Raw genomic sequence first — 15651 nt, forward strand, 5'->3', positions numbered from 1 at the left:
CCCGCGGAGCGGGTCCCATCGCGCTTCGCGCGATGCAAGCGAACCGGGGCGCTGCGCGCCCCGGCCGCTCCCGCTCCGCGTGAGCGGAAGCGGTTCGCTCCGCTCACCGCCAGGCGGCACGCGCTGCGCGCGCACCGCCAAAGGCAGGGCGCCCGGCCCGCGTTGCGGGCCGGGGCCGGCCTCCGGCCGACCCGTGGCCTCCGCTGCGCTCCAGCCACGCCGGACGCACCCCCGAACTCCGGTGCGGGCAAGGTGGGCCACGCTCCGCGCGGCCCACCCACGGGCCTACGGCCCGAGCAGCAGCAAGAGGAAGGGGAGGTGACGGGCAGTCGGGCGGGTGACGGAGCGAACAGAGGTCGGAGAGGGTGTGGGTGGGCGATCCGGGAAAACGTGCTTCAAAGATAGTAGCTAGCTTAGGACTGGAATGGTTGCGCACTACTCTTGACGAGGAAAAATCCCGTCAGAGATGGACTTATACGTGGAGCGAGTGAGCCGTAGAAAAAAGCCGCGCGATAGGTGAATGGCAAAGTTAGGAATAGCGGAGCCAAAAACGGCGGGAAATGTGATTGGGCGCGTTAGCTGATGCTTAGCAGAAATGGGCCGGGTGGCGTTCGAGTGCGGGTGGTGATGAGAGAGGCGCACGGCGGGGTACTGGTGATCGATGTCGTCGGCAGCGGCCGGGTCGGTGGGTGCCAGGCGGGCTGTGGCTGCCCTCGCGCGCGCACGCGCGCACGCGCGTCTTACTGATAAAAGGGCACCGCGCGGAAAGGCGTGCTGACCTGCGGTTTCGCGAGAGGCGATGTGTTAGCTCTGACACATCGACCTGCGGTTTTGTGCCTCCTTCGACACAACCGGACCCGATTTGGCCCTGGAAAGAGGTACAAAATGCGTTCGGGCTGGTCAGGGCCGCATTCGGCCCTGTACGCGTGGGAGGCGGTGTGTCGGCATCGACACCAGGGGGCCACGCCGACGGGGACAAAGGTCCCTCTCCACGGGGACAATCTCGGCTAGGGTCCTGGGCACCAGACAAGATCGAGCAGCAGGAGCCAGGGTGCCCGGGGACGCGAGTCGCTCCACCAACAGGGGCCGGCGGTCGGCGGACTGCAATGAGTCCGTGACGTCGCCGCTGGCGGACAGCTTCGCCCAGGCGCTGGACCGTACGCCGCCGAAGCCCGGTCGGCCTGTGCGGTCCGCGAACGTCGAGTACACGTATCGGGCTCCCCACGACGCGTGGGGGCGCAGCGGCTACAGCATGGTCAGCAACGCGTTCCTCGCCGACGTCCTGGCTGTGCTGATCGCCCGGTACGGGATGTCGCCCGTACAGTCGGCGGTCCTGCTGTTCTGCATGGGCCGTCAGGTCGAGGGGCGCCTGAAGATCACCCACATCAAGGTCGCCCGACACCTCGGAGTCGAACGCGCGAACGTCACCCGGGCGCTGGGCAGCCTGGAGAACTGGCACATGATCCAGCGCCGCGCCAACTCGCTGATCGTGGTCAACCCGCTGATCTGCTTCAAGGGCAACGGCGACCTCCAGCAGGAGGCCCTGGAGCAGCTGCGCCAGGATGCCAGGGCCGCGCTCAGGAAGCACTTCCCGGAGATGCGGGAAGATGTAGTCGCGCTGGAGAAGGCGGCGAGCGAGAGTTTCCCAGAGTTCACGGCCCCGGCCGTGCCGGCTCCGCGCACGCGGCAGCTGGCGTTCGGCGACAACGACGTGGAGGAGCAGGCATGCTGATCCAAGCTCACCTCGGGTACGCCCAACTGCACCGCCTGGAGCTCTCCAAGGCCGACTACGACCTGCTTAGCGCGATGACGGAGGTCCAGCGCCCCGGCGGCGAGGTAAACGCCTCACAGGCCGAACTGCGGGCGCGCGTGGGGCTCAGCAAGAACCGCACGTCCATCGCGATGAACCACCTGGTCGAGCGGAACATCGTCCTGCGGCCCGAGGGCCGCTACCGCAGCTACTTCATCCACCCGTACTTCGCCGGGTACGCCTCCCATGAGGAGATGGAAGATGCGCTGCGCGAGGCGACCGAGGCCATCAAGGCCGGTGCCCTGGCCGCCCCGGCTCCCCCCGCCCCACAGCGGCACCTGTCCGCCGTGCCCACACGTCGCAGCGCTTGACCGGCCGCCCGGCTGGACGACACGGCATCAGCGGCATCGCACTCCTTTACGTGCCCACGGGCCGGAAGAGGTCGCCGATGAAGGTGTGCACTTCCTGATCTTCGGCTCCGGTGCCGAGATCGCCCTGCGCCGCCTCGGCGTAGCCGTCGAGCGAGGTGAGCATCGAGTAGATGAGCTTGGCCATGCGTCTCCTTCGGGTGCGGGCGCGCCAGTCCGCGGCGGTCCTTCAGGCTGAGACCTTCACACGACCCGGAACTCATCGATCAGTGCGCTGGCGCGGCTAAAGGCCGATGTCCACCCGGTCGATGTCGGTGAACTCCACTCCCAGGCCTTGGGCGCGTGTGTTGTTGGCGCGGAAGTACATCTCCGCGAGGCCCTCGGCCGCGATGCGCTGGAGTTGCTGTTCGGTGGCGCCCTGCTCGCGGGCGGTGAAGAGGCGGTCCGCCCAGTCGGGGGGGAGGGCCTGAGTGATGTCGCGGACACGGGCGTCGTCGGTGGTGCCCGGGGCGGCCGAGAAGCCGAAGCGGGCCCGGGTGGAGAGGATCAGGCCGTCGGTGGTGGACGCCTTCTTCCTCGCCCTCTCCCTGACCTTCGGCTGCCAGCGCTTCCTGACCTCGCGCTCCATGCGGTCGCGCAGCTCGCGGCGGGGCCGTTTGAGCTGTCCCTTGATGTAGCGCTCCACGGTGCGCTGGGAGATCCCGAGGAGCCGGGCGACGGCCCTGGTGCCTTTGAGCTGCTTGACCAGGTACTTCATCTGGGCCTGGGCGCTCTTGGGGAGGGGGCGGGTGAACGCCTGCTCCAGTGAGCGGTCCAGGCCGTCCCCGACCGGGTCCACCATCGTCGGCTACTCCCCTTCCCCGGCGGCCGGGTCGGTCTTGATGTGGTTGGCGATGTTGAAGACGCCGCCCTGTTCCTCGAACTGCTCCTCGGCCCACAGGACCGTCCGGGTGCCCTGGTGCTTGACCATTCCCGGGGAGATGCCGAGCCGGAAGGTGCCGGGGACCGGCTTGCCCTCGGGCGTGTGGGGCAGGACGTCCAGCGGGGAGGGTCCGGGCGAGGGGTAGACGACGGCGTCGGTGCCGATGGCCACCGGGTAGAGGTCGGCCGCGGCCGCTGTCTTCATCAGCTTGCGGTGCAGGCCGATGCGCTGGTTGGCCAGGACGGCGGCACGGATGTCGGGGCGCCACGTCTCCCGTTCGAGGGCCGGCCACGGCTCGTAGTACGGCACCTGGCCCCGATTGCGCTGGCGGAGCTTGCCGATGCCGCCCTTCGCGGTCGCCTTGATGGCGCCGGCCAGCAGTGCCATCGTCGGGTCGGTCTGCCGGGAGCGGGCCATCGCCTGGAGGAACTCGGCGCCGCCCATGCCGGTGGTGACGCCGAGGTCGGCCATGGTGGCGACGTAGGCGTCGCGCAGTCGCTTGTACCAGGCGTCCAGGTAGCGGCCGGTGCGGGTGCGCACGTACGCCTCGACGGGTGTGACCTCGTAGCCGAGTTCCACCGCGTAGGCGACGGTCGGGGTGGCGTACCAGGCCGGGCCGGTGGGGCGGTCGCCCTTGGGGGTGAACGGGGAGGGGAGCCGGTCGCCGTCGACTGTGCGGCCGTTGATCTCCACGCGGGAGAGGTCGACGTGGCTGAGGTCGACCAGCCAGGAGCCGGGCAGTGACGCGTCGAAGCGCGGGTTGCCGGTGAGGTGGGTCGGGCCGTTCAGGCCGACGGTCAGGCCGTTGGCTGCCGCGGCGAAGGACATGTTGATGTCGATCGCGACCAGGTACTTCCGCATGCACTCCTCGTCGGTGAGGGGGCGGCACCAGTCGTAGGGCTCCTCCATCAGCATCTCGGCCGGGGTGCGCAGGTGGTGGCGGGCGAACCTGCCTTTGAGGAGGGGGTGTTCGTCGGGGACCTCGCACTCCACCACGTCGTACACGGCGGTGAGCGCGTCGTCGTTGAGGGCCCGCGTGAACTCGCCGGTGGCCGGGTCCTTCTCGGCGCGGGTGGGCGGGCGCAGCGCGGTCATCAGCTCCAGACCGGTGACCGCCGCGGTGCCGCGCGGTGTCATGACCCGCTGCGCGTACGCGCCGAGGTAGCGGGCGAGGTCGGCCGGGTGCATCGAGGGCAGCCGCGGGGCGTTCCTGTCGTCCCACTCGCGGGCGTCCAGGGCGTTCCAGGCCGGGATGCACAGCTGGACGCAGTTGCGCTTGGCTCCTTCGGCGGGGCGGTAGATCCTCGCCCAGGGGCCGAGTCCGCGCCGGGTCAGTTTCCAGTCGGCCCGGGCGAGCTGCTTGACCGCCTTGTGGCCGTCCGGGAGGCGTCCGGCGCGGCGTTCCTCGTCGGACAGGGCGGTGGGCAGGCCGTAGCGTTCCAGGGCGGCCGTGGTGAGGACGAGGAGTGGGTCGCCGTCGCGGCCGTTGCGGTGGTGGCGGGCCTGGCCGAGTCCGGATTCGGCCAGGGTCCATTCGACCAGTGAGGGGAGGGACTTGGCGGGTACGTCCAGGATCAGGCCGCCGACGCAGTACGCGAGGACATCGCCGTCTTCGGCGTCGATGACGGCGAGGGGGCCGTTCTCGAAGCGCTGGTCCGTGGTGGGTGGCGTCGGCTTCGGTGCCCCTCCTGTGGCCTTCTGGGTCCGGGACGACGCGGTCGGCGCGGTGTTGTGCCGCGCCGGTGCGGCGGGGGTCCGTGCGGTGGGGGTTCGTGCGGTGGGGGTCCGTGCGGTGGGGGTCCGTGCGGTGGGTGCCGGCTGTGTCACCGGGTCGGGCGCCGGGGCCGCGGAGGCGGCGTCCGGAGCGGTGCCGGACGTTACGTCCGCCGGGGCGGTGGTGGCCGTGGCGTCGGGTCCGGCGCTTTCAGGAGCGTCGTCGGGCGGGAACTGCTGTGCCCAGCCGTCGAGGAGGCGCTGGTATGCCTGGCGTCGAGGGGGGCGGGGCTCGGCGCGGCCGGCCTCCCAGTTCTTCACCGTCTGCGTCGTGGTCTGCAGTACCTGTGCGAGCCGGGCCTGGGTGATCCCGGCCGCCTCTCTCAGGCGGGCTCGCTCGGCGGGGGCGGGCATCCGCGGCTCACCTGCGAGCAGGGTGTCAACGGCCGTGAACAGCTCTTCTTCCGTCGGCATGGGACCGGTTCACCTCCGGCCGTCACCGTACCATTGCTTACCCTCGGATTTTGGAGCCCATTTAACCTTGGATTTAGCCTGTACGGGTTGAGGGCCGCCGGAACGCGGGGGATGTCGTTCCGGCGGCCGGTCCGGTCAGACCGCGCTCAGGACGGCCGCCGAGTTGAAGCCACCTCGGCCGCGCGCCAGGACGAGGGCGTGCCGGACGGCGGTCTCGCGCGGGGCGGTGACGAGGTCCACGGGGCAGTCGGCGGCGGGCTCGGTGGTCCCGACGGTCGGCGGGACCACCTGGTCGCGCAGGGTCAGCAGGGCGGCGGCCACGTCGAGGGAGGCACCCCCCGCGAGCAGCCGCCCGGTCATCGACTTCGGCGCGGTGACGGGCACGCCCCGCGGGCCGAACAGGGCGGCGAGCGCCTCCGCCTCGGCGCGGTCCGCGGCGCGCGCGCCGGCCGCGTCGGCGAACACCACGTCGATGTCGCCGGCGTTCACCCCGGCGTCGGCGAGGGCCAGCCGGGCGGCGTCGGCCAGGCGCAGAGTGCCCGGCCCGTCGAAGGTGGCCGCGTATCCGGTGAACGCACCGTACGCGCGAGCGTCGCGCTCGCGGGCGGCCGCAGCGCTCTCCAGGACGAACAGGGCACCGCCCTCGCCGACCACGTGGCCGTCGGCCTCCGCGTCGAACGGCAGGTAGGCACGGGCCGGGTCGGGGACGCGGCTCAGCTCACCGGCGGCGAGATGGGCGGCCCAGCCCCACGGGCAGAGCGCGGAGTCGACGCCGCCGGTGACCATCAGCCGGGCGCCCTTGCGGATCTGGCGCCGGGCGTGGGCCACGGCGTCCAGTCCGCCCGCCTGTTCGGCGACGACGACGCCGCTGGAGCCGCGCAGTCCGTGCCGGATGGAGATCTGGCCGGTGTTCACGGCGTAGAACCAGGCGAAGGACTGGTACGCGCTGACGTGCTGCCCGCCCTTGGACCACAGGGCCTGCAGCTCGCGCTGCCCGAACTCGAAGCCGCCCGCGGAGGAGGCGGTGACCACGCCGGCGCCGTACTCGGGCAGGGAGGAGGGGTCGCTGCCGGAGCCGTCGAGGGCTTCCTTCGCCGCGGTCAGTGACAGTCGGGTGACCCGGTCGGTCTGCGGCAGCAGCCGGCTGGGCAGGTGCTCCTCGTCGACGAAGCCGGGGACCTCGCCGGCGACGCGCACCGGGTAGCGGGAGGCGTCGAAGCGGGTCACCGGGCGGATGCCGCTCTCGCCGCGCAGGGTCGCCGCCCACCATGCCTCGGTGCCCAGCCCGTTGGGGGCGGTGACGCCGATGCCGGTGACGACGGAGTCGGTGGTGGCGGGGGCGTCGCGCCGTGTGGCGAGACGGTCCAGCGTGGCCGTGGTCATGCCGCCTCCTGAAGTCGCGGCCGGGTCAGGACGATGGCGCTCTGGAAGCCGCCGAAGCCGCTGCCGACGCTGAGCACGGTGTCCGTGCGCTGCTCGCGCGCGGTGAGCGGGGTGTAGTCGAGGTCGCAGGCCGGGTCGGCCTCGTGCAGGTTGGCCGTCGGGGGCACGGTGTTGTGCTCGATGGCCAGGGCACTCGCGGCCACCTCGAGTGAGCCGATCGCGCCGAGCGAGTGGCCGACCATGGATTTGATGGAACTCACCGGAACTCGGTAGGCATGGTCGCCGAGGCTGCGCTTGAACGCTGCGGTCTCGTGCCGGTCGTTCTGCTTGGTTCCGGAGCCGTGGGCGTTGATGTAGTCGATCGCGGTGGCGTCCAGGCGGGCCTCGTCGAGTGCCGCGCGGATCGCCTCGGCCATCTCCACGCCGTCGGTCTTCAGCCCGGTCATGTGGTACGCGTTGCTGCGGCCGGCGAACCCCGCGATCTCGGCGTAGACGTGGGCGCCGCGCCGGCGGGCGTGCTCGAACTCCTCCAGGACCAGGACGGCGGACCCCTCGCCGAGGACGAAGCCGTTGCGCGAGCGGTCGAAGGGGCGCGAGGCGGTCTCCGGTTCGTCGTTGCGCGGGCTGGTCGCCTTGATGGCGTCGAAGCAGGCCACGGTGATCGGCGAGATCGGTGCCTCGGTCGCACCGGTGACCATGACGTCGGCGCTGCCCTCGCGGATCAGGTCCACGGCGTGGCAGACGGAGTCGATGCCGGAGGTGCAGCCGGTGGAGACCAGCGAGACCGGGCCCTGGGCACCGACCGCGCCGGCCACCTCGGCGGCCATGGAGCTGGGCACGAAGTAGTCGAAGAGGTGCGCGACCGCCCGGGTGTGGTCGACCTCCCAGGCGCTGCCGTTCTCGCTGACCACGCCGTACTCGTTGTCGAGGCCCGTGGTGCAGCCGACGGCGCTGCCGAGCGTGACGCCCGTGCGGACCGGGTCCAGGGCGCCGGACAGCCCACTGTCCTCGACCGCCTCCCGGGCGCTGACGAGGGCGAACTGGGCGGCGCGGTCGAGGCGGGCGGCCTCGGCGGGGCCGAATCCGTGTGCGGCGGGGTCGAAGTCCGCCTCGGCGGCGATGCGCGACCGGAACGCGCTCGCGTCGAACAGTGTGATGCCGCGTGTGGCGGTGCGGCCCGCGGTGAGCGTGCTCCAGAACGCGCGGGTGCCCACGCCGCCCGGGGCCACGACCCCGATGCCGGTGATGACGACCCGCCTCATCGGTTGTCCCTCACAGTTGTCCTCCAGATATGAGCCCAGGTACGCGCCGGGTGCGCCGCACCACGCGGCAGGCGCGTCCGATCAGTCGGGGTGCGTGCGGGCCGCGGACGAAGAAGTGGTCGCCGGGGACGGTCCGCCGGACGAACCGGCCGGTGGTCCAGCGCGCCCAGCCGTCCAGCGCGGCCGCGCCGACGACGGGGTCGTCCTGGCCGTCGACGGCCAGGACGGGCACGGGGAGGGGGCTGCGCGCCGCCTCGGCGAGCGCGGCGGTGCGCAGGGCCGCGGCGAGCAGGAGGTCGTCCCGCAGCACGGGCAGCACGGAGCGGTACCAGAGGCTGCCGGGCGTGGCGAGCGGTCCGCCCGGCGCTGCTCCGAGGTCGTCCGCGAACCGCAGCAGCCGTTCGTCGGTGAGGTCGTCGCGGCGCAGTGCCGCGGCGTGCGGTGGGGGGCTGGCGCCGACCGCGAGGAGGCCGGGGGCGGGCAGTCCGCGGTCGATGAGCGCGCGGGCGAGGGTATGGGCCACGATCCCGCCCAGGCTGTGTCCGTACAGTGCGTACGGGCGGCCGTCGGAGACCTGGCCGGTGAGTGGACCGAGGAGTGCGTCGAGCAGTTGGCCGCGTGAGGTCGCGCGCGCCTCGCGGCGACGGGCGCCCCGTCCGGGCAGCAGTACGGGCACGACGGTGACCCCGGGGCCGGTGCCGGCGCGCCAGTGCGCGAACCCGGACACGCCGGCGCCGGCGTGTGCGAAGCAGTAGAGCGTGACGGGTGTGTCGTCCCGCATGGTGTCGCACCTCCTCGGCCGCCGTGGTGATGGCGCATCGGTTGTCCCGAGCCTCGCCGACACACCTGGAGAACGACTCGAATCGGCCACGTACGCATCGGGCCCGGGCGGCCGGAGAGCCCGCCCCTGCGTCCCGTCGCCGGTCTCACACCGCGCACGTCGTGGTGAAGGTGGGGGGCGGGTTTCTCCTCGACGGGGGCTGGGCACACGCGCGCGCGGTCATGGCCGGGGCGTCACCCACGTAGGCGGTGGGATCGAGCAGTTCTTCGAGTTCTGCCACGGTGTGGTGCGCGGTGACTTCCGGCAGAGTGCGCAGCACGTCCAGCAGGGGACGCTGTTGCCGGTCGGCGGTGAGCGAGGCCCGGGTCAGCAGGTCCTTCGCGCGGGCCCTGCCGAGGCTCGGGGCGAGCAGGGCGGCCAGGCGTTCGCTGACCACCTGGTTTCCGGTCAGTCCGAGGTTGCGCAGCATGCGCCCGGGGTCCGGGGCCAGGCCCTCGGCCAGCTCCGCGGCGGTCCACGCGGCCCCGCCGGCCAGGCGCAGCGCCTCTCGCAGCAGCAGCCACTCGGCGTGCCACACTCCCGCCGAACGCTCGTCCTCGGTCACCAGGCACTGGGTGAGGCCCGCGGTCAGCAGGGGCACCTGCAGGGCCGCGCTGCGGATCAGGGTGGACAGGACGGGGTTGCGTTTGTGCGGCATGGCGGAGGAACTGCCCCGTCCCGCGACGGCGGGCTCGGCGGCCTCGGCGATCTCCGTACGGCCCAGGACCTGTACATCGACGGCGAGTTTACCGAGGGCGCCGGTGGTGAAGGCGAGGGCCGCGGCGGTGTCCGCGACCGGGGTGCGCAGCGCGTGCCAGGGCAGGCGGGGGCGGGCCAGTCCGGTCTCGTCGGCGAACGCGGCCACGAGCCTCTCCGGGTACCCGTCCGGGCGCTCCGTGCCGTTCCGCGGGCCGGCGAACTCCAGGTATCCGGCGAGGGTGCCGGCCGCCCCGCCGAGGGAGACCGGCAGGCCGCTGCGTGCGGTCCCGATCCGGTCGGCGGCGTCCTGGACCAGCCGGTGCCAGCCGGCCGCCTTGAGTCCGAACGTGGTGGGGACCGCGTGCAGGGTGAGGGTGCGGCCGGCCATGACGGTCCCCCGGTGCCGGTCCGCGAGTTCGGCCAGTGCGGCGGCCGTGCGGTCCAGGTCCACGCGGATCAGGTCCAGTGCCCGCCGGCACACCAGCATCGTGCCGGTGTCCAGCACGTCCTGGCTGGTGGAACCGCGGTGAACGTACTCGGCGGCCTGCCGGTCCTCGGCCGCCACCGCTTCGGTGAGGGCGCGTACGAGGCCCACGACGGGGTTGGCGGTCTCGCGGGCCTGCAGCGCCAGTGCGCGCGGATCGAAGCGTTCCGCACGGGCGGCGCGGGTGATGGCGCGGGCCGCGTGGTCCGGGACGGTGCCCAGGGCCGCCTGGGCTCGGGCGAGTGCCGCCTCGGCGTCCAGCATGGCCTGGAGCCAGGCCGTTTCGCAGACGGCTTCCTCCACGGGCGTTCCGGCCCGCACGGGGGAGAACAGTCCGGCGTCCGGGCCGCCGTCGAAGGGGGTCGTCCGCTGCGTCATGTCGTCATCTCCAGCAGGTCGGCCGGGCGTTGAGGAAGGGGGACGGCGGGCCGGGCGGGGGTGAGGCGCAGCACGGTGCGGGCGATGGCGTCGGAGTCGCCGAGGATGACGGAGTCGACCCCCGGCCGGATACCGGCCGCCGTCACCCAGTGCACGGACTCGGTGGGGACTCCGTAGGCGAAACGCCGCGGGTGGGCCCGGCCGTGGGCGTCCACGGTGTGGTACGGGCGGCGGGTGACGGCGAGGCCGCCCGACTCGTAGGCCCCGTCGGTGCCTTCGATCCGGTAGGGCGCCGCCTGACCGGTGGCCAGGAGGGACCGCAGCAGGGGGTCGGCGGTCCGGCGCAGGTCGGGTTCCGGGAGCCGGGCCTCGATCAGCACCGGTGCGCGGACGGGCTCCGCCCCGACGTGGTCGGCTGTGGCCACGAACGCGGCCGGGTCTTCCCGAGTGCTCAGTGCGATCCGGGTTCCGGGCCCCAGGAGCCGTACGACTCCGGCCTCGATCAGCGCGCTCAGCTCCTCGACGCGGGAGACGGGAGGGCCGATGGAGAGGAAGGCGTTGAGCGGGGTGTACCAGCCGGTCAGCTCGTCGCGGTGGGAGGCGCCGTCCAGGCCGCCGTGGTCGACCGCGAGGCGGACTTCGTTGCGTATGTCCCGCAGGACGTCGAGCGCCGCCTTCACCGGTCCGTCGACGTTGCCGGCCCGTGCCTGGCGTACGTCCTCGGCCAGGTGGCCGAGGAGCCAGTGCTGGAAGTCGGCCCGGTCGGCGAAGCGCCGCCCCCTGGTGGGACGTTGGATCACATCCCAGTCCCACCGTCTGCCGCGGTCGATGCCGTAGGAGTCCAGGACGCCTGCGCGGTCCTTCGCGGCGGTGGCCGCGAGGTAGGCCGGTACGAACGCCGACGCCTCCCGGGCGCGGTCTTCCGTGCGCAGCAGCGTCTCGTAGTAGACGCTTTCCACCTCCAGGCGGATCAGCGGCCACAGGTGGGTGCGGAAGCGGACCGGTTCCCCCTCCAGCCGCCGGCGCCGCAGCCTGTCGATGGTCCCGGTGGTGAGCAGCCGGGGTTCGTGACGGCCGCTGGGGCCCTTCTGGTTCTCGCCCCGCGCGTGATGGGGGACGCCGCGCCGGGAGCCGGCGTAGATGTGCGGCTCCCGGCCGGAGGGGAGGTAGACCGTACGTCCCGAGCGGCGGACGAACCGGCCGCCACGGCCGAGGGTGAGCAGTGCCATCCCGTCGAAGAAGTTGAGTCCCAGCCCGCGCATCAGCACGGTCTGTCCCGGTGGGATCGTGTCGAGGTCCAGGTCGGCGGGGTTGGCCGGTGTGACGTATGTGAGTCCGTGCCGCGCTGCCGTCCGGGCCCAGGCCGACTCCTCGGCGGACGGCCGCCGCGGAAGGTGGCCCTGGGCGAGGACGACGGCGTCGAGGGCGCGCAGCCGGGTTCCGTCCGCGAGGGTGAGGACCTGCGGGCCGCCGGGTGCGCCGGTCTGGTCCCGCAGCGCCACGGCGTGGGTGCGGTGCTCGACGATGCGGCAGTTGGCGGGTGCCCGCTCCTTGATGCGCCGGTAGGCGTACTCCAGGTAGCTGCCGTAGAAGGCGCGCGTGGGGTAGCTGTCCGGACGCAGCGTGCGCGCCTCGGCGTACACGGCCTCGCCGAACCGGCCGGGGGGCGCGGCCAGGACTACGGAGCGGGCCCATTCGAGCAGGTCGGGCCCGGGGTCCACCGGTCCCTCCATCGTGACCGTGTCGTCGGTGAACACCGTCACCTGGGAGGCGACGGTGTTCATCAGCAGCAGCCGCGACTGGTCCGTGCGCCAGACGCGTCCGGCGCCGGGCCGGCAGGGGTCCACGAGGTGGATCGTGACCCGGCGGGGCGAGGGGTCGACCCGTTCGTTGGCGCATACCCGTTCCAGCACGGACAGGCCGCGGGGTCCGGCTCCCACGACACCGATCCGGAGGTGGCCGGCGTTCATCACGCGTCCTTCGGTCCGGGCGCGGGGACGGCCGTTCGCTCGCCGGGCCCGTCAAGGGTGCCGGTCGGGGTGTTGTGCCGACGGTGGGTGGTCATGGTCGGGCTCTCCTCGGGTCGGTTCACTGCAAGCGGTCGCCGCGGACGCCCGGGCCATCCGCACCCGCGGCTCTCGGGCGAGGGACGCCAGCGCGTCGGCCACGCTCTGCGAACCGCCTTTCAGGCCGGGCAGTTCGCGCAGCAGACGGGCGCATTGGGCGACGAGGCGTGACGCGTCGCCGTCGGCGAGCCGGGAACGGTCGTGAACGGCGGTCAGGACGAGGCCGTCGTCGATGTCCCGGTGGGCGTGCAGGGCGACCGGGAACATGCTCCGCACGCCGGTCGCGCGGGGCCGTCCGACGCTGATGCCCTGCGCGGCGAGGGCCGAGCGCAGGTCGTCGGAGCCGCGCCGCCGGTTCTCGAAGACGATGAGGCTCTCCGCGAGCCTGTCGTCCGCGTGGCGCCCGCTCCACTGGTGGATCTGCCCGAGCGACACCCATTCGTAGGAGGCGATGTCCAGGGCCCGGTCGCGCAGGTCGGCCAGGAGCCGGGGTACGGCCGCGGCGGGGTCGACCCGTACGGTCATGGGCAGCGAGTTCATGAGCAGCCCGGGCAGCCGCTCCACGGAGTCGAGGGCGATGCCGCGGCCGGGAACGGTGACGCCGAAGCCCACCGTGGCGGGGCCGGTGGTGCCGGCGGCCCGGTACAGCAGCAGCGCCCACGCCGCCTGCAGGGCACCGGCCTCGCTGGCCCCGCAGGACGCCGCCCAGGCGCGCAGCCGGTCGGCCTGGCCGGCGCCGAGGCGGGCCTGGGCCCGGCCGGTCCCGCTCAGCCCGGTGGCCGGGCCGGGCGCCGCGGGCAGCAGCAGGGCGGCGCCGGGCGGAATGGCCGAGGCCCAGAAGTCGCGGGCGGGGCCGGTGTCCCGGCCGGCGAGCCAGCGCGCGTAGTCGCGGACGTCGGGGCGCCGTTCTCCGCCGGGCAGGTGGCCGCCGGCGAGGTAGGCGCGGTAGAACTCCTGGAGCAGGACCGACACGCTCCAGCCGTCCAGCATGACGTGGTGGAAGGTGAGAAGGACTCGGACGCACGGATGGCTGCCGTCGGCGGGGGCGGTCTCGTCGACGAGGTTCAGCCGCAGCAGGCCGGGGCGACGCAGGTCGAAGCCGCGCTGCCGGTCCTGTTCCCTCAGGTTCTCGAAGTCCACGGAGCCGGCCGGATGCCGGACGACTTCCACGTCGGCGTGCCCGTGCAGCACCAGGCGCGGCCCGGACTCCCAGGCGAAGGCGGCGCGCAGCACGGTCTCCCGGTCGAACACCGACTGCCAGGCGGTGGTGAACCGGTCGGTGTCCAGCGGACCGCGCCAACGCCAGTGCAGTTGCTCCACATACCGGCCGGCGTCACGGTGGGCGAGCGCGTCCAGGAGCAGGGCGTGCTGCTGCGGGGTGACCGGCACGGTCGTCGGCGGCCCCGGCGGCGCGGCGGTGTCGTGTCGCGCGGGTCCTTCGTGATCCGCCACCGGCGTCGCGGTGGCGTCCGGCTCCGGGGCCAGGTCCGGCTCCGGCTCCGACTCCAGCTCCGGCTCCGGCTCCGACTCCGGCGAGGTCAGTCGGGCCAGTGCGTGCCGGTCGGTGCTGCCGTCGGGGAGCAGGGGAATGTGCGGCACTCGGTGGAAACGGGCCGGGACCAGGCGGGAGGGGAGCCTCGACTCCAGGGCGGCACGCAACTCGGCCAGCGGGGTGCGCGTCACCATGTGCGCGATGATCCGCCGACCGCCCGGGGCGTGCCGGGCCACGTGCACGGCCGCGTCCCGCACACCGGGCAGCGACATGAGGACGGCGTGCACCTGGCCGAGTTCGACCCGGTTGCTCATGTCGTCTCCCGGAGTTCGGCGGCAGGACGGGACGGGACTGGGCCCGGACCACTGTCGCCGCCGGTGCTGCCAGCGAACTGACGCGCCGCTGACGGCTGCCACCGGGCCTCACCCCGCCACTGTCATGACAAGGCCGACGGGTCGAATCCCGCTGAGGCCCGGCTCGCGTGCGGCTGGTGCGGCGCGGGGCGAGGAGGACGCGGCGGCAACGGACGTGGCCGTTCCGTCGGAGGACGACCACGGCACAGGGGTCCTGCGACCGGTCCTCGACCCGTGGTCCAGGGGAGCACCCGAGGATGCCGCCAGACGGGGAGGTGAAAGCACCTCCGTTCGGCGTGAGGAGTGCGTGATGCACAAGGTCGTTTCCCGGGACGGCACGACGATCGCTTACGAGAAGGCCGGCGAGGGACCACCGATCGTGCTCCTCAACGGCTCCTTCCGCGACCACACCATTTTCGACACGCTCGTTCCCGAGCTGGCGCCGCACTGCACCACCTACGTCTACGACCGCCGCGGGCGCGGCGAGAGCGGCGACTGCCCCGATTACGCGGTGGCCCGCGAGATCGAGGACCTAGAAGCGGTGATCCAGGAGGCCGGCGGGTCGGCGGTCGTGTTCGCCGGTTCCTCGGGGGCGAACCTGGCGATCGAGGCGGCGCTCGCCGGGGCCCCGATCACCAGACTGGCGCTGCACGAGCCGTTCTACCGCGTCGACGGGTTCCCGAAGCCGCCGTGGAACGTCGCCAAGACCCTCCGTGTCCTCATGGAGGAGGACCGGCGTCAGGAGGCGGTCGAGTACTACCTGGGCAGCTTCCTGGGGCTGACCCCGGACACGGTCGCGCAGTGGCGCAACGGTCCGATCTGGGCGATGAACGAGGCGAACGCCCACACCCTCGCCTACGACGTGGCGATCTGCGGCGACTGCAGCATCCCGGTCGACCGGCTCGCCGGGTACACGACGCAGACCCTCGTCCTGAACAGCACCGGCACCAGTGACTGGCTGCGCGCGGCGGCGCGGGCGACCGCGGCGGCGCTGCCGGACGGCCGATCGCTGGAACTGCCCGGCTCCTGGCACCGGATCGACATGGACGTGCTCGGCCGGACCCTCGCCGAGTTCGCCACGGCCTGAGGCCTCCTCGCTCCGTCGCGCCATCCCACGTTCAGGAAGGCATTACCGTGACCACAGCCCACAACCCGGCCGCCGGGGCCGTCGGAGCAGCCACCTGTGAGCGCGGCGCCACCGTGTGGCTGACCGGGTTGCCGAGTGCGGGCAAGACCACCGTGGCCCGTGCCGTCGCAAAGCGGCTGCGCGTCACCGGACACAGGGTCGAGGTGCTCGACGGCGACGAGATCCGCGAGTTCCTCTCGGCGGGCCTCGGCTTCGGCCGCGAGGACCGGCACACCAACGTGCAGCGCATCGGCTTCGTCGCCGAGCTGCTCGCCCGCAACGGCGTCACGGCGTTGGTCCCGGTGATCGCCCCCTACGCGGACAGCCGGGACGCGGTCCGCAAGCGGCACGAGGCGAACGG

Annotated in this window: 12 protein-coding genes and 1 pseudogene; 4 read left to right on the forward strand and 9 right to left on the reverse strand. The window is 72.9% G+C overall.

From position 1 onward, the window contains the following. Positions 1-1114: 1114 nt before the first annotated feature. Both ACIQ6R_RS36940 and ACIQ6R_RS36945 read left to right on the forward strand, forming a co-directional pair. Entirely contained in the window at positions 1115-1732 is a 618-nt protein-coding gene (locus ACIQ6R_RS36940) for a replication/maintenance protein RepL (protein WP_404186905.1), read from the forward strand. Continuing rightward, the gene (locus tag ACIQ6R_RS36945) at positions 1726-2121 is read left to right on the forward strand and encodes a hypothetical protein (RefSeq protein WP_404186906.1); all 396 of its coding nucleotides are present in this window, start codon (positions 1726-1728) and stop codon (positions 2119-2121) included. Before ACIQ6R_RS36940 ends, ACIQ6R_RS36945 begins: the two co-directional genes overlap by 7 nt. A gap of 49 nt (positions 2122-2170) precedes the next feature. On the opposite strand, the pseudogene ACIQ6R_RS36950 reads toward ACIQ6R_RS36945, so the two are convergent. From ACIQ6R_RS36950 to ACIQ6R_RS36990, 9 genes and pseudogenes are all read right to left on the reverse strand, one after another. Then, positions 2171-2305: pseudogene (locus tag ACIQ6R_RS36950) on the reverse strand (deaminase); the annotation flags it as partial. 96 nt (positions 2306-2401) lie between these two features. Beyond that, positions 2402-2959, reverse strand: a complete 558-nt coding sequence (gene tpg, locus ACIQ6R_RS36955) for a telomere-protecting terminal protein Tpg (protein WP_404186908.1) — start codon at positions 2957-2959, stop codon at positions 2402-2404. Between the two features lie 6 nt (positions 2960-2965). After that, positions 2966-5227: a telomere-associated protein Tap gene (gene tap / locus ACIQ6R_RS36960; protein WP_404226427.1), complete on the reverse strand. Its 2262-nt coding sequence runs from the start codon at positions 5225-5227 to the stop codon at positions 2966-2968. A gap of 135 nt (positions 5228-5362) precedes the next feature. Continuing rightward, a complete protein-coding gene (locus ACIQ6R_RS36965) occupies positions 5363-6610 on the reverse strand; it encodes a ketosynthase chain-length factor (protein ID WP_404186910.1) in 1248 nt (415 codons plus the stop codon). Beyond that, positions 6607-7872: a beta-ketoacyl-[acyl-carrier-protein] synthase family protein gene (locus ACIQ6R_RS36970; RefSeq protein ID WP_404186911.1), complete on the reverse strand. Its 1266-nt coding sequence runs from the start codon at positions 7870-7872 to the stop codon at positions 6607-6609. Before ACIQ6R_RS36970 ends, ACIQ6R_RS36965 begins: the two co-directional genes overlap by 4 nt. A gap of 10 nt (positions 7873-7882) precedes the next feature. Continuing rightward, a complete protein-coding gene (locus ACIQ6R_RS36975; protein ID WP_404186912.1) occupies positions 7883-8653 on the reverse strand; it encodes a thioesterase II family protein in 771 nt (256 codons plus the stop codon). Between the two features lie 145 nt (positions 8654-8798). Then, positions 8799-10253: a 3-carboxy-cis,cis-muconate cycloisomerase gene (gene pcaB, locus ACIQ6R_RS36980; RefSeq protein WP_404226429.1), complete on the reverse strand. Its 1455-nt coding sequence runs from the start codon at positions 10251-10253 to the stop codon at positions 8799-8801. Then, complete coding sequence (locus ACIQ6R_RS36985; protein ID WP_404226431.1) at positions 10250-12223, reverse strand: FAD/NAD(P)-binding protein; 1974 nt, start codon at positions 12221-12223, stop codon at positions 10250-10252. Before ACIQ6R_RS36985 ends, pcaB begins: the two co-directional genes overlap by 4 nt. A gap of 51 nt (positions 12224-12274) precedes the next feature. Beyond that, a complete protein-coding gene (locus ACIQ6R_RS36990) occupies positions 12275-14125 on the reverse strand; it encodes a condensation domain-containing protein (RefSeq protein ID WP_404226432.1) in 1851 nt (616 codons plus the stop codon). Positions 14126-14474: 349 nt separating this feature from the next. Between ACIQ6R_RS36990 and ACIQ6R_RS36995 the strand changes: the two genes are divergently transcribed. Both ACIQ6R_RS36995 and ACIQ6R_RS37000 read left to right on the forward strand, forming a co-directional pair. Next, the gene (locus tag ACIQ6R_RS36995; protein WP_404186916.1) at positions 14475-15251 is read left to right on the forward strand and encodes an alpha/beta fold hydrolase; all 777 of its coding nucleotides are present in this window, start codon (positions 14475-14477) and stop codon (positions 15249-15251) included. Positions 15252-15298: 47 nt separating this feature from the next. Then, positions 15299-15651, forward strand: a 353-nt coding sequence (locus ACIQ6R_RS37000; RefSeq protein WP_404226434.1) for an adenylyl-sulfate kinase, incomplete at its 3' end; no start/stop codon positions are given.

The sequence above is a fragment of the Streptomyces sp. NPDC096048 genome, assembly GCF_044763415.1.
GTDB lineage: Bacteria > Actinomycetota > Actinomycetes > Streptomycetales > Streptomycetaceae > Streptomyces.

Excerpts from the sequence above, each read along its gene's own strand:
- ACIQ6R_RS36970 (WP_404186911.1), bottom strand. The coding sequence starts at position 7,872 with ATGAGGCGGGTCGTCATCACCGGCATCGGGGTCGTGGCCCCGGGCGGC.
- ACIQ6R_RS36985 (WP_404226431.1), bottom strand. The coding sequence starts at position 12,223 with ATGAACGCCGGCCACCTCCGGATCGGTGTCGTGGGAGCCGGACCCCGC.
- tap (WP_404226427.1), bottom strand. The coding sequence starts at position 5,227 with ATGCCGACGGAAGAAGAGCTGTTCACGGCCGTTGACACCCTGCTCGCA.
- ACIQ6R_RS36965 (WP_404186910.1), bottom strand. The coding sequence starts at position 6,610 with ATGACCACGGCCACGCTGGACCGTCTCGCCACACGGCGCGACGCCCCC.
- tpg (WP_404186908.1), bottom strand. The coding sequence starts at position 2,959 with ATGGTGGACCCGGTCGGGGACGGCCTGGACCGCTCACTGGAGCAGGCG.
- ACIQ6R_RS36990 (WP_404226432.1), bottom strand. The coding sequence starts at position 14,125 with ATGAGCAACCGGGTCGAACTCGGCCAGGTGCACGCCGTCCTCATGTCG.
- pcaB (WP_404226429.1), bottom strand. The coding sequence starts at position 10,253 with ATGACGCAGCGGACGACCCCCTTCGACGGCGGCCCGGACGCCGGACTG.
- ACIQ6R_RS36945 (WP_404186906.1), top strand. The coding sequence starts at position 1,726 with ATGCTGATCCAAGCTCACCTCGGGTACGCCCAACTGCACCGCCTGGAG.
- ACIQ6R_RS36995 (WP_404186916.1), top strand. The coding sequence starts at position 14,475 with ATGCACAAGGTCGTTTCCCGGGACGGCACGACGATCGCTTACGAGAAG.
- ACIQ6R_RS36975 (WP_404186912.1), bottom strand. The coding sequence starts at position 8,653 with ATGCGGGACGACACACCCGTCACGCTCTACTGCTTCGCACACGCCGGC.